9 protein-coding genes are annotated in these 14,420 nt (G+C 69.6%); 6 read left to right on the forward strand and 3 right to left on the reverse strand.

Annotated elements, in window-relative coordinates; all coding sequences use genetic code 11:
* Nucleotides 1-229: 229 nt before the first annotated feature.
* Nucleotides 230-1,003 (reverse strand): IclR family transcriptional regulator, encoded by a 774-nt coding sequence (locus ACI2L1_RS19450; RefSeq protein WP_404740564.1) that lies wholly within the window; start codon nucleotides 1,001-1,003, stop codon nucleotides 230-232.
* 285 nt (nucleotides 1,004-1,288) lie between these two features.
* Here ACI2L1_RS19450 and metH point away from each other — a divergent pair, with 285 nt between their 5' ends.
* From metH to ACI2L1_RS19470, 4 genes are all read left to right on the forward strand, one after another.
* Complete coding sequence (metH, locus tag ACI2L1_RS19455; protein WP_404740565.1) at nucleotides 1,289-4,810, forward strand: methionine synthase; 3,522 nt, start codon at nucleotides 1,289-1,291, stop codon at nucleotides 4,808-4,810.
* Nucleotides 4,811-4,942: 132 nt separating this feature from the next.
* The gene (locus ACI2L1_RS19460) at nucleotides 4,943-5,641 is read left to right on the forward strand and encodes an HAD family hydrolase (protein ID WP_404740566.1); all 699 of its coding nucleotides are present in this window, start codon (nucleotides 4,943-4,945) and stop codon (nucleotides 5,639-5,641) included.
* A gap of 435 nt (nucleotides 5,642-6,076) precedes the next feature.
* Nucleotides 6,077-7,681: an ABC transporter substrate-binding protein gene (locus ACI2L1_RS19465; protein ID WP_404740567.1), complete on the forward strand. Its 1,605-nt coding sequence runs from the start codon at nucleotides 6,077-6,079 to the stop codon at nucleotides 7,679-7,681.
* Nucleotides 7,682-7,762: 81 nt separating this feature from the next.
* Nucleotides 7,763-9,343, forward strand: a complete 1,581-nt coding sequence (locus ACI2L1_RS19470; RefSeq protein WP_404740568.1) for an ABC transporter substrate-binding protein — start codon at nucleotides 7,763-7,765, stop codon at nucleotides 9,341-9,343.
* A gap of 74 nt (nucleotides 9,344-9,417) precedes the next feature.
* Here ACI2L1_RS19470 and ACI2L1_RS19475 read toward each other — a convergent pair whose 3' ends face one another.
* Entirely contained in the window at nucleotides 9,418-10,089 is a 672-nt protein-coding gene (locus ACI2L1_RS19475) for a response regulator transcription factor (RefSeq protein ID WP_030606450.1), read from the reverse strand.
* 14 nt (nucleotides 10,090-10,103) lie between these two features.
* The gene (locus ACI2L1_RS19480; protein WP_404740569.1) at nucleotides 10,104-11,093 is read right to left on the reverse strand and encodes a RecB family exonuclease; all 990 of its coding nucleotides are present in this window, start codon (nucleotides 11,091-11,093) and stop codon (nucleotides 10,104-10,106) included.
* A gap of 175 nt (nucleotides 11,094-11,268) precedes the next feature.
* Here ACI2L1_RS19480 and ACI2L1_RS19485 point away from each other — a divergent pair, with 175 nt between their 5' ends.
* Nucleotides 11,269-13,101, forward strand: a complete 1,833-nt coding sequence (locus ACI2L1_RS19485; protein WP_404740570.1) for a site-2 protease family protein — start codon at nucleotides 11,269-11,271, stop codon at nucleotides 13,099-13,101.
* A gap of 38 nt (nucleotides 13,102-13,139) precedes the next feature.
* Complete coding sequence (locus ACI2L1_RS19490) at nucleotides 13,140-14,042, forward strand: tRNA (adenine-N1)-methyltransferase (RefSeq protein ID WP_404740571.1); 903 nt, start codon at nucleotides 13,140-13,142, stop codon at nucleotides 14,040-14,042.
* Nucleotides 14,043-14,420: the final 378 nt, after the last annotated feature.

The following is a 14,420-nucleotide window of genomic DNA, read 5'->3' on the forward strand; positions in this document are numbered from 1 at the left end:
TTGCCGGTAGGTGTTCGACAATGCCGACCGATGGACGGGAGTCTTGCTCCGGGGTCGCATGCACGTCAAGGGTTCTGCTGTCGAAAACGCGATCGTTTTTGATACCTGTACGCCAGTGATCTTGTTCTGACGATTTGTGCCGTTGTGTCAGGTTACGGCTGAGGCCGGTACGTCACCGACGTACCGGCCCCTTCTTACGGCCCCTTCTTACGGTCCTCTCTTGCGGACCTCAGAACCGCCCGGCGCCCAGGTCCCGCGAGACCGCGCGGGCGCAGTCCCGCACCGCCGCGATCAGCTCGGGACGCAGCGCACCCTCCTCGTCCGACCGGCACAGCCGCTCCACCGCCCCGGTGATGCCGACCGCGCCGACCGGCATCCGCCGCCGGTCGTGGATGGGCGCGGCGACGGACGCGACGCCCTCCCAGGTCTCCTCGACGTCCGCCGCGTACCCACGCGCGCGCGTGACGTCGAGGATCTGCTCGAACTCCTCTAGGCCGCACACGGTCCGGTCGGTGAACGGCTTGCGGTCGCTCTCCAGCGCCTCGCTGTGTGCGACCGGGTCGTACGCCGAGAGCACCTTGCCCAGGGCCGTGCAGTGCAGGGGCTGCATGGCCCCGATCTCCAGCACCTGCCGGCTGTCGTCGGGCCGGAAGACGTGGTGCACGATCAGCACGCCCTGCTGGTGCAGCACGCCCAGATGGACGCTCTCGCCGCTGGAGCGGGCCAGGTCGTCCGTCCAGACGAGCGCACGCGCGCGCAACTCGTGGACGTCCAGGTAAGTGGTGCCCAGGCGCAGCAGCTCGGCGCCCAGCTGATACCGCCCCGAAGCCTCGTCCTGCTCCACGAAGCCCTCCAGCTGGAGGGTGCGCAGGATGCCGTGCGCGGTGCCCTTGGCGAGGCCCAGGGACGAGGCGATGTCCGACAGGCCGAGTCTCCGCTCGCCGCCCGCGAGGAGCCGCAGCATCGCGGCCGCCCGTTCGAGCGACTGGATGTTCCGTGCCATCCGCGTTCTGCCTCCGTCCCCTTCGACAGCCGAGTGGTACGGCGTCGCTGCCATTGTTCGGCAATGCCGAACATTACCGGTCCATGCCGACCTCCCGCCAATGGTCGGTCGGCATCTGTTGCGTCACTGGTATCCCGCCGGTGACCTGCCCGCCATCCTCGTCCGTCCCGTGGACGCGCCGACCATATGGTGGCGGGCCCGGCTACTCTGGCGTGGTGCGCCCAGCGTGGGACGTCTCCCGGGCGCCGTGAAGCCGACAGCCGTCGCAACTGAGGGAGCCCCTTCATGGCCTCGTCGCCACCGACCCCTTCCGCCGACAGCCGGACCCGTGTGTCCGCGCTCCGCGAGGCGCTCGCCACCAGAGTGGTGGTCGCCGACGGAGCGATGGGCACCATGCTGCAGGCGCAGGACCCCACCCTTGAGGACTTCGAGAATCTCGAGGGCTGCAACGAGATCCTCAACCTCACCCGACCGGACATCGTCCGTTCGGTCCACGAGGAGTACTTCGACGCGGGCGTGGACTGCGTCGAGACGAACACCTTCGGCGCGAACCACGCGGCCCTGGCGGAGTACGACATCGCCGACCGCGTCCTCGAACTGTCCGAGGCGGGCGCCCGTATCGCCCGCGAGACCGCCGACGCCTACGCCGCCCGGGACGGCCGTCAGCGCTGGGTACTGGGCTCCATCGGCCCCGGCACCAAGCTGCCCACGCTCGGCCACGTCGGATACACCACGATCCGCGACGCCTTCCAGAAGAACGCCGAGGGCCTGATCGCGGGCGGCGCGGACGCGCTGATCGTGGAGACCACCCAGGACCTGCTCCAGACCAAGTCCGCCGTGATCGGCGCCCGGCGCGCCCGCGAGCTCTCCGGCCTCGACGTCCCGATCATCGTGTCCGTCACCGTCGAGACCACCGGCACCATGCTGCTGGGCTCCGAGATCGGCGCCGCGCTCACCGCGCTGGAGCCGCTCGGCATCGACATGATCGGCATGAACTGCGCCACCGGCCCCGCCGAGATGAGCGAGCACCTGCGCTATCTCGCCCGGCACTCCCGCATCCCCCTGTCGTGCATGCCGAACGCCGGCCTCCCGGTCCTCGGCAAGAACGGCGCCACCTACCCGCTCACCCCGCCCGAGCTGGCCGACGCCCACGAGAACTTCGTACGCGACTACGGCCTCTCCCTGGTCGGCGGCTGCTGCGGCACCACCCCCGAACACCTGCGCCAGCTGGTCGAGCGCGTCCGGGACGTCACCCCGACCGAGCGCGCCCCGCGCCCCGAACCCGGCGCCGCCTCCCTCTACCAGACGGTCCCGTTCCGTCAGGACACCTCCTACCTGGCCATCGGTGAGCGCACCAACGCCAACGGTTCCAAGAAGTTCCGCGAGGCCATGCTGGAGGCCCGCTGGGACGACTGCGTGGAGATGGCCCGGGAGCAGATCCGCGAGGGCGCCCACATGCTGGACCTCTGCGTGGACTACGTCGGCCGTGACGGCGTCGCCGACATGGCGGAGCTGGCCGGCCGCTTCGCCACCGCCTCCACCCTGCCGATCGTGCTCGACTCCACCGAAGTCCCCGTCATCCGGGCCGGGTTGGAGAAGCTCGGCGGCCGCGCGGTCATCAACTCCGTGAACTACGAGGACGGCGACGGCCCCGAGTCCCGCTTCGCGAAGGTCACCAAGCTCGCCCAGGAGCACGGCGCCGCGCTGATCGCGCTGACCATCGACGAGCAGGGCCAGGCCCGCACCCCGGAGCACAAGGTCGCCATCGCCGAACGGCTGATCGAGGACCTGACGACGAACTGGGGCATCCACGAGTCGGACATCCTCATCGACACCCTGACCTTCACCATCTGCACCGGTCAGGAGGAGTCCCGCAAGGACGGCATCGCCACGATCGAGGCGATCCGCGAACTCAAGCGCCGCCACCCGGACGTACAGACCACGCTGGGCCTGTCCAACATCTCCTTCGGCCTCAACCCGGCCGCCCGCGTCCTGCTCAACTCGGTCTTCCTCGACGAGTGCGTCAAGGCGGGCCTGGACTCGGCGATCGTGCACGCGTCGAAGATCCTGCCCATCGCCCGCTTCAGCGAGGAAGAGGTTCAGACGGCCCTCGACCTGATCCACGACCGTCGCGCCGAGGGCTATGACCCCCTCCAGAAGCTGATGGCCCTGTTCGAGGGCGCCACCACCAAGTCCCTGAAGGCGGGCCGTGCCGAGGAACTGGCCGCCCTGCCCCTGGACGAGCGCCTCAAGCGCCGCATCATCGACGGCGAGAAGAACGGCCTCGAAGCCGATCTGGACGCGGCCCTCCAGGACCGCCCCGCCCTCGACATCGTCAACGAGACCCTCCTGGACGGCATGAAGGTCGTCGGCGAGCTGTTCGGCTCCGGCCAGATGCAGCTGCCGTTCGTCCTCCAGTCCGCCGAGGTCATGAAGACCGCCGTCGCCTACCTCGAACCGCACATGGAGAAGGTCGAGGGCGACGAGGCCGGCAAGGGCACCATCGTGCTCGCCACCGTCCGCGGCGACGTCCACGACATCGGCAAGAACCTCGTCGACATCATCCTGTCCAACAACGGCTACAACGTGGTCAACCTCGGCATCAAGCAGCCGGTCTCCGCGATCCTGGACGCCGCCGCCGAGCACCGCGCCGATGTCATCGGCATGTCGGGCCTGCTGGTCAAGTCCACGGTGATCATGAAGGAGAACCTGGAGGAGCTCAACCAGCGCGGCCTGGCCGCCGACTTCCCGGTCATCCTGGGCGGAGCCGCGCTGACACGGGGGTACGTCGAACAGGACCTGCACGAGATCTACGAGGGCGAAGTCCGTTACGCCCGCGACGCGTTCGAGGGCCTGCGTCTGATGGACGCGCTGATCGGCGTGAAGCGGGGCGTGCCCGGCGCCAAGCTGCCCGAGCTCAAGCAGCGCCGCGTGCGCGCGAGCGCCGTCACCGTCGAGGAGGAGCGGCCCGAAGAGGGGCATGTCCGCTCCGACGTGGCCACCGACAACCCGGTCCCCACACCGCCGTTCTGGGACACCCGGGTCATCAAGGGAATCCAGCTCAAGGAGTATGCCTCCTGGCTGGACGAGGGCGCCCTCTTCAAGGGCCAGTGGGGGCTCAAGCAGGCCCGCACCGGCGAGGGTCCGACGTACGAGGAACTCGTCGAGACCGACGGTCGGCCCCGGCTGCGCGGACTGCTGGACCAGCTCCAGACCGAGAACCTGCTGGAAGCCGCCGTCGTCTACGGCTACTTCCCGTGCGTGTCCAAGGACGACGACCTGATCATCCTGGACGAGGAGGGCAACGAGCGCACCCGCTTCACCTTCCCGCGCCAGCGCCGCGGCCGTCGGCTCTGTCTGGCGGACTTCTTCCGTCCCGAGGAGTCGGGTCAGACCGACGTCGTCGGCCTCCAGGTCGTCACCGTCGGCTCCCGGATCGGCGAGCAGACCGCCAAGCTCTTCGAGGCGAACGCCTACCGCGACTACCTCGAACTGCACGGCCTGTCCGTCCAGTTGGCCGAGGCGCTCGCCGAGTACTGGCACGCGCGCGTGCGTTCCGAGCTCGGCTTCTCCGGCGAGGACCCGGCCGACGTCGAAGACATGTTCGCCCTGAAGTACCGGGGCGCCCGCTTCTCCCTCGGCTACGGCGCCTGCCCGAACCTGGAGGACCGCGCCAAGATCGCCGACCTGCTCCAGCCGGAGCGCATCGGCGTCCAGCTGAGCGAGGAGTTCCAGCTCCACCCCGAGCAGTCCACCGACGCGATCGTCATCCACCACCCGGAGGCGAAGTACTTCAACGCCCGGTGACGCCGGGTGAAACGCCCGCCGCTTCCGGCTCACCGAGCACACTGATCGGATAAGACGTACACTGGTCGGTCCAGTGGAGGCCGGTTCCCCTTGCGGGGAACCGGCCTGCTCGTCCCTCAAGGAGGTACGTGGATGACCAGCACGGTCCCCGCGCCCGTAACCCGTACGGCAGACGGCTCGGCCCTCCAGGCCGTCCTCCTCGACATGGACGGCACCCTCGTGGACACCGAGGGCTTCTGGTGGGACGTCGAGGTCGAGGTCTTCGCCCGCCTCGGCCACGCCCTCGACGACTCCTGGCGCCATGTCGTGGTCGGCGGCCCCATGACCCGCAGCGCGGGCTTCCTCATCGAGGCCACCGGCGCCGACATCACCCTCGCCGAACTCACCGTCCTGCTCAACGACGGCTTCGAGGACCGCATCGGCCGCGCCCTGCCGCTGATGCCCGGCGCCCCCCGGCTGCTGGCCGAGCTGGCCGCATACCGGATCCCCACGGCCCTGGTCTCCGCCTCGCACCGGCGCATCATCGACCGGGTCCTCACCTCCCTCGGCCCCCAGCACTTCGCCCTCACGGTCGCCGGCGACGAGGTGCCGCGCACCAAGCCGCACCCGGACCCCTATCTGTTCGCCGCCGCCGGACTGGGCGCGGATCCAGCCAGATGCGCGGTCGTCGAGGACACCGCGACCGGAGTCGCCTCGGCCGAGGCGGCCGGCTGCCAGGTCGTGGCCGTGCCCTCCGTCGCACCCATCGCCCCGGCCCCCCGACGCACCGTCGTCAGCTCCCTCGAAGAGGTCGACCTGACATTTCTGCGCGGCCTGATGATCGCTCGATGACGGAAATGCCTCGGGCGTTCACCCAGCGTGCGGTGCGGATAACGCGGTAATTCCCCAGGTACCTGTCGCGGGAATTCGAAGCCTGCCGGATGGCCGAATTCTGGCCCACGGCCGCCCCGTTTAAGGGTGTGACGTTCCCCACTCGGCGGGGCCTCGACACGCGGCCGAGGCTGTGCCGGACGCCTCCTCGTGAGGCGCCCGGACGCGCCCATGTGTCCTGATTGATGGAAGCCTGCACTAATCCTTCCCCCGTCGATTTTTCGGTGCGTCCACACCCGATTCCGCTGTGTGATGGAAGCTCAACTCCGGTGACCGTGAACCCTCCTGCAGGTGCGGACTAATCTCCTGGTGAGAACATCGCCCTAACACCGTGATCCGCCGCACCACCCATGCATGCCGGGTACACGGACTGAACAGCTCTGGAGAAACTCGAGCATGAACCGCAAGACTTTGGTGCTGCCGGCCGTCATCGGTCTGCTCGCGCCGGTACTCGCCGCCTGCGGCGGGTCCGACAGCGGCAGCGGCGCGAGCGACGCGATCGCCGTCGGCACCACGGACCGGTTCACCGCCACGAAGGACGCTCCCGCGCCGCTCGACCCCGCCTACGCCTACGACGTCGGCACCTGGAACATCCTGCGCCAGACCGTGCAGACCCTGATGATCCAGCCCAAGGGCGACGGCGACCCCGTGCCCGAGGCCGCCCAGTCCTGCGGCTTCAGTGACAGCGGCAACGAACGCTACGTCTGCACCCTGCGCGACGGTCTGAAGTTCGCCAACGGCGATGACATCACCGCGGCCGACGTGAAGTACTCCATCGACCGCGCCCGCGCCATCAAGGCCGACTCCGGAGTCTTCGCCCTGCTCTCCACCATCGACACCGTGGAGACCAAGGGCGACCGCGAGGTCATCTTCCATCTCAGGACCGCCGACGCCACCTTCCCGTACAAGCTGTCGACCCCGGTCGCCGGCATCGTCAACCCCGACGACTACGAGAAGAACAAGCTCCGCGACGGCTTCGAGGTCGACGGCTCCGGCCCCTACACCCTGAAGTCCGACGTCAAGAACGACGAGCTCATCGACGCCGTGTTCACCAAGAACCCCAACTACAAGGGGTCGTTGACCGTGAACAACGACAAGGTCGAGCTGCGCTCCTTCGCGGACGCCGACGACATGGGCACCGCCCTCGAAAAGGGCGACATCGACCTCATCACGCGCACCATGTCACCCGCGCAGATCCAGAAGCTCTCCAACGAGTCCGGCGGTGACGTCGACGTCGTGGAGATGGCAGGACTGGAGATCCGCTACCTCGCCTTCAACACCAACGCCCCGACCGTGAAATCCCGTGCGGTGCGCCAGGCGATGGCCCAGCTCATCAACCGCGGTGAACTCGTCTCCAAGGTCTACGGCACCCAGGCCGAGCCTCTCTTCTCGCTGGTCCCGGCCACCATCACCGGCCACACCAACGCGTTCTTCAACAAGTACGGCGACCCGAGCGTCACCAAGGCCAAGTCCCTGCTGACCCAGGCGGACATCACCACGCCGGTGAAGCTGACCCTCCACTACACGACCGACCACTACGGCTCGGCCACCAAGGAGGAGTTCGAGGACCTGCAAAAGCAGCTCAACGACAGCGGGCTCTTCGACGTCAGCATCCAGGGCGCCGCCTGGGCCACCTTCCGCCCGGCCGAGCAGAAGGGCGAGTACGACGTCTACGGCATGGGCTGGTTCCCGGACTTCCCCGACGCCGACAACTACCTCGCCCCGTTCCTCGACAAGGACAACTTCCTCGGATCGCCGTACGTCAACAGCGATATCCGCAACACCCTGATCCCGGACTCCCGCCGCGAGGCCGACCGCATCGCGGCGGCCGGAAGTCTGACCGAGATCCAGGACATCGTCGCCGACGACGTCCCCATGCTGCCGCTGTGGCAGGGCAACCAGTACGTCGCCGCGCGCGACGACGTCACGGGCACCGCCTACGCGCTCAACTCCTCGTCGACGCTGCAGCTGTGGGAACTCGGCAAGGGCGTGAGCGGCTGACCGGCCGCGACGCCTCCAACGCCCCGGGCCTCGGCGGACGGGCCCGAAATTCCAAAAGAATCGACGACAAGGCACTCGCACGTGAACAAGCGCATCCAGTGGCCGGTCCTGCCCCTCGTGGCGGGACTGGCCTCCGGCCTGCTGACCGGCTGCGGCACGGAATCCGGTGGCTCCGGTTCCGACGGCTCCTCCGTGGTCATGGGGATGTCCGACGACGTCCTCGCCACCGACCCGGCCTCCGGCTACGACCCCGGCTCCTGGCTGTTGTTCAACAACGTCTTCCAGTCGCTGCTCAGCTTCCCCAAGGGCGGCACGGAACCGGAGCCGGACGCCGCGAAGAGCTGCGAGTTCACGGACACCAAGACACAGGTCTACGAGTGCACGCTCAAGGACGGCCTCAAGTTCAGCAACGGTGACTCGCTCACCTCCGAGGACGTCAAGTTCACCTTCGACCGCATGCTGAAGATCAACGACGACGCCGGTCCCGCGATCATGTTCCCGATGCTCGACAAGGTCGAGACACCGGACGACAAGACCGTCGTCTTCAGACTCAACACACCCGACGCCACCTTCCCGAGCAAGATCGCCTCCGGCGCCGGCTCGATCGTCGACCACACTCAGTACGACGCGAACGGCCTCCGCGAGGACGGCAAGGCGGTCGGCTCCGGCCCCTACCAGCTCGACTCGTTCGACGACGACCAGGCCGTGTTCACCGTCAACGAGAACTACAAGGGCACCGCCGAGACCGAGAACTCCGGCGTCACGCTCAAGTTCTTCCACGGCGACCAGGCCGCCCTGAAGACCGCCCTCACCGACAAGAAGGTCGACATCGCCTACCGCGGCCTCACTGCGGGCGACGTCACCGACATCGAGAACGGCTCGCCCGACTCCGGCATCGAGGTCGTCGAGGGCAGCAGCGCCGAGGTCCAGCACCTCGTCTTCAACATGGACGACCCGGTCACGGGACAGCTCGGCGTCCGCAAGGCGATCGCCTACCTGCTCGACCGTGAAGCCCTCATCCACGACGTCTACCAGGGCACCGCGACCCCGCTCTACTCGATCATCCCGGCCGGTATCGCGGGCCACAACACGGCCTTCTTCGACACCTACGGCGCCCAGCCCTCCAAGTCCAAGGCCGCCGCAGCCCTCGCCGACGACGGCATCACCGGCAAGGTGAAGCTGACCCTGTGGTCCACGCCGTCCCGCTACGGCCCGGCCACCGACCAGGAACTCAAGACGATCGCCCGGCAGCTCAACGCCAGCGGCCTCTTCGACGCCGACGTGAAGTCCGTGGCCTTCGGCCAGTACGAGAAGGACATCGCCGCCGGCAAGTACGGCGTCTACGTGAAGGGCTGGGTGCCCGACTACCCAGACGCCGACAACTTCACGGCCCCCTTCTTCGGCAAGGGCAACGTGCTCAGCAACAACTACAGCAACAGCAAGATCACCGGCACGCTCATCCCGGAGACCGCCGCTCAGCCCGACCGCTCCGCGACGGGCGATCACTACGCCACACTCCAGGACCTCGTCGCCGAGGACGTCCCCGTCCTGCCCATCTGGCAGGCCAAGCAGTACGCCGTCGTCCGCGACGACGTCTACGGCCTGGAGTACTGCCTCGACGCCTCGACCGTCTTCCGCTTCTGGGAACTCAGCAAGGGCTGACGCGGCCGCCGCACACATGAGGAGGGCGCCCCCTGTCAGGAAGGGGACGCCCTCTTCGCTCGTCGTCGCCTCGGCTACTGCGCGCCGGGACGCACCAGACCACTCTCGTACGCGTACACCGCGGCCTGCACCCGGTCCCGCAGCCCCAGCTTCGTGAGGACGTGACCGACATGCGTCTTCACGGTGGTCTCGCTCACGAACAGATCCGCGGCGATCTCCGCGTTCGACAGCCCGCGCGCCACCAGCTTCAGCACCTCGACCTCGCGGTCGGTGAGGGTGTGCAGCGTGTCCGGCACCGGCTCGTCGCCGGACGGCAGATGCGTGGCGTACTTGTCGAGCAGCCGGCGCGTGATGCTCGGCGCGAGCATCGCCTCACCCGCGGCCACCACCCGGATCGCCTGCACCAGTTCGTTGGCCGGGGCGTCCTTCAGCAGGAACCCGCTGGCCCCCGCCCGCAACGCCTCCACCACGTACTCGTCGAGGTCGAAGGTGGTCAGCACCAGCACCTTGGCCGGGCCGTCCCGCCCGGGCCCGGTGATCTGCCGAGTCGCCTCCACACCGTCCATCCGCGGCATGCGGATGTCCATCAGCACCACATCGGGCTGGAGCGCACGCACCTGGTCGAGAGCCTGCAGGCCGTCTCCGGCCTCGCCCACGACCGCGAGGTCCTGCTCGGCCTCCAGAATCATCCGGAAGCCGGTACGCAGCAGCGGCTGGTCGTCGACCAGTAGGACGCGGATGGCCACGTAAGTCTCCTTCGCTAGTCCGGCCCCATTCTGCCCTGCCGCACGTCCTCGGACTCCGTCGCCCTCACCGCCAGCGGATACGGCGGGGGAGTGCCACCGAACTCCGGGCAGTGCTCCTGGTGATCGCACCAGCCGCACAGCTTGGTGGGACGCGGCCGCCAGTCACCCGTCTCCGTGGCCTGCCGGATCGCCTCCCACAGCGCCAGCAGCTTGCGCTCGACCCGCTCCAGATCGGCCAGGACCGGGTCGTACGTCAGGACGTCACCGCTGCCGAGGTAGACCAGTTGCAACCGGCGCGGGATCACGTTCTTCAGCCGCCACACCACCAGGGCGTAGAACTTCATCTGGAACAGCGCGCCCTCGGCGTACTCGGGCCGGGGCGCCTTGCCCGTCTTGTAGTCGACGATCCGCACCTCGCCGGTCGGCGCCACGTCGACCCGGTCGATGATCCCGCGCAGCCTCAGCCCCGAGTCCAGCTCCGTCTCCACGAACAGCTCCCGCTCGGCCGGCTCCAGACGCGCCGGGTCCTCCAGCGTGAACCACCGCTCGACCAGCTGCTCCGCCTCACCGAGCCAGCGCGCCAGCCGCTCGCCGCCCGGATCATCTGCGAACAGCTCCACCACCTCCGGACGGCTCTCCCTCAGCCGGTCCCACTGGCCGGGCACGAGCGACTTGGCCCGGGGCACGGTCCGCTCGGTCGCCGGCGCGTCGAAGAGCCGCTCCAGCACCGAGTGCACGAGCGTCCCCCGGGTCGCCGCCTCGCTCGGCTTCTCCGGCAACCGGTCGATCACCCGGAACCGGTACAGCAGCGGACACTGCATGAAGTCACTGGCCCGCGAGGGAGAGAGGGAGGCGGGCGCCGTCGGGCCCGACCGGGACACCTCGCCGGTGCTCTCCACAACAGCCGTCGCCTCCGCCGCCGTCGGCCCGCCAGCAACCGGCTCCGCCGCCGCCCCCGGGTCGCCACTCGCGGCTCCCGCCCTGCCCTCGGTGCTCGTCTCCATGACCACAGACCATACGGCCCGCCACTGACAGTGACCCCGCCACGGCCGTGACCGCCGTGACCCCTGAGGAAACACGGGGGGTGCCGGGGCGGAACCCGTCGCGACCGCCGCATACCATCGACCCGAGACCCTTCCGCACGGCAGGCGCGGAAGACGCTGCGAACGAGGGGACATCGTGGACGAGAGCGGCGGGAGCGGGCAGCCGCGGTCCGGCACGGACAGGCCGGCGCGGCCCCACGCGGGGCCCCCGGCCCGGACCACCGACCCCACGCCACCCGATCCCCACGACAACGGGACCCGGGCCGCCGCGCCCACCGGCCCGCCCCCCCGCGCCACGGACCCGGACCGCACGCCCCGAAGCGCCGCCGCCGGCGAAGCCGACGGGAACTCCGACGCCGCCACCGAGACTCCGGCCGACCCACCCGCCCAGGAAACCAAGAACCACCGGGCAGCCCCACCGGCGCCCACCGCGGATGACAACGCTGCCCAGCAAGCACCGACGGCGGCCGGCACCTCACCGGGGGAGACCGACAACGACGCCGCCGTAACCGTTGACTCCGAGACCGGCGAAACCCCCGAGGCGACCCGGCGCCGTACCGAGGAGGCGGCACCCGACGACGCCGACAACGGTCGTACGGCCACCCCCTCCGCACCCGCGGAGACCACCACCACTGGCGCCGAAGCCGCCGACACCCAGGCCCCCGGGAGCGACAGCGGCGCGAACCCCGCCGATCACTCCGCCTCCGAGACCCACGGCCCCACCGGCGGGCGCACGGGCGTCACGCGGGACCCCCACGACGACCACCGCACCCTCGCCCACTCCGGAGCTCCCAAGAACCCCCCGCCCCAGTCCCCACAGCCCCGCGGGGGACTGCTGATGGGCCGCCCCTTCGGTGTGCCCGTCTACGTCGCCCCCAGCTGGTTCCTCGTCGCCGCGCTCATCACCTGGGTCTTCGGCGGCCAGCTCGACCGCGTACTGCCGGAGCTCGGCGCCGCCCGCTACCTCGTGTCCCTCTTCTTCGCGATCGCCTTCTACGCCTCCGTACTCGTCCACGAACTGGCACACACGGTCGCGGCCCTCCGCTTCAAGCTCCCCGTCCGCCGCATCCAGCTCCAGTTCTTCGGCGGCGTCTCCGAGATCGAGAAAGAAGCCGAGACCCCCGGCCGGGAGTTCGTGCTGGCCTTCGTCGGCCCACTGCTCTCCCTGGCCCTCGCCGGCCTCTTCTACCTCGCCATGCAGCCCGTCGAACCCGGCACGGTCCCCGGCGTCCTGCTCGCCGGCCTGATGATCTCCAACCTCATCGTGGCCGTCTTCAACCTCCTCCCCGGCCTCCCCCTAGACGGCGGCCGCATGCTCCGCGCCGTCGTCTGGAAGATCACCGGCAAACCCATGAGCGGCACCATCGCCGCCGCCTGGGTCGGCCGCGCCCTCGCCGTCTGCGTCCTCATCGGCCTCCCACTGCTCACCCAGTCCGGAGCGCTCGGCTCCTCCGCCGAGGACAACGTCGGCATGGACACCGTGATGGACGCCCTGCTCGCCGCCATCCTCGCCGCGATCATCTGGACCGGCGCCGGCAACAGCCTCCGCATGGCCCGGCTGCGCGAACACCTCCCCGAACTACGCGCCCGCACCCTCACCCGCCGCGCGGTCCCGGTCGAGACCGACACCCCCCTCTCCGAGGCCCTGCGCCGCGCCAACGACGCCGGCGCCCGCGCCCTGGTCGTCGTCGACGCCGAGGGAACCCCGCTCTCCCTCGTCCGCGAGGCCGCCATCGTCGGCGTACCGGAACACCGCCGCCCCTGGGTCGCCGTCAGCGGCCTCGCCCAGGACCTCACCGACGGCATGCGCGTCTCGGCGGAACTCGCGGGCGAGGACCTCCTCGACACCCTGCGCGCCACCCCGGCGACCGAATACCTGGTGGTGGAGGAGACCGGCGAGATCTACGGCGTCCTGTCCGCGGCGGACGTCGAGCGCGCCTTCGTGAAGGCCATGGCCAGACCGTCCTAGTGGTCGGCGGCCCCTCTGCGGACCGGTAGGCTGTTCACATGTCCGAACCGACCGGTGCCGCCCGCAGGCGCGGGCCCTTCAAGGTCGGGGACCAGGTTCAGCTGACCGACCCCAAGGGCCGCCACTACACGTTCACGCTCGAAGAGGGAAAGAACTTCCACACCCACAAGGGTTCCTTCCCCCACGACGAGCTGATCGGCGCACCCGAGGGCAGCGTTGTCCGCACCACCGGTAACGTCGCCTACCTCGCGCTGCGCCCCCTGCTCCCCGACTACGTCCTGTCCATGCCCCGCGGGGCTGCCGTCGTCTACCCCAAGGACGCCGGACAGATCCTCGCCTTCGCCGACATCTTCCCCGGCGCCCGCGTCGTGGAGGCAGGCGTCGGCTCCGGCTCGCTCAGCAGCTTCCTGCTGCGCGCCATCGGCGACCAGGGCATGCTGCACAGCTACGAGCGCCGCGAGGACTTCGCCGAAATCGCCCAGCAGAACGTGGAGCGTTACTTCGGCGGCCCGCACCCCGCCTGGCAGCTCACCGTCGGCGACCTCCAGGACAACCTGTCCGACATCGACGTCGACCGCGTCATCCTCGACATGCTCGCCCCCTGGGAGTGCCTGGAGGCCGTCTCCAAGGCGCTCGTGCCCGGCGGCATCCTCTGCTGCTACGTCGCCACCACCACCCAGCTCGCCCGGACCGTCGAGTCCATCCGCGAGATCGGCTCCTTCAACGAGCCGACGTCCTGGGAGACGATGATCCGCAACTGGCACGTCGAGGGCCTGGCCGTCCGCCCCGACCACCGGATGATCGGCCACACCGGCTTCCTCCTCACCGCCCGCCGCCTCGCCGACGGCGTCGAGCCCCCCATGCGCCGCCGCCGCCCCGCCAAGGGCGCCTACGGCGAGGACTACACCGGCCCCAACGCCGACGGAGGCTCCGGCCGCTAGGGCCTGTCCGGCGGATCAGGCCGGCTGCAAGAAGCGGTGCTGGTGGGCCGAGTCGAGCGGGGTCATGGGGGTCCCCCGCTCGTGCGAAGCCGAGAGTGGGGGAGCGTGCCCCTGCAAGGCGGAGGAGGCGTGGACATCAGCCGCTACCGCGGCGGGCGACGCGGAGCGTCGGCGAGTGACGACAACGCCGCAGCCGGGCGTGCCAGACCCCGCGACGTCGGCATGATCCGCCGGACAGGCCCTAGCTAGGGCGGCCCCGTGCCGCAGTCAACGAACAGGCGTCGGGGTGGAGTTCCCGCAGACCAGAGGAACAACACCCCCCCCCCCCCCCGGTTTGGGGGGGGGCGGAAAAAAAAAACCCCCACCCCCCCCAAAAAC

The organism is Streptomyces sp. NPDC019531 (assembly GCF_044903305.1).
Lineage (GTDB): Bacteria > Actinomycetota > Actinomycetes > Streptomycetales > Streptomycetaceae > Streptomyces.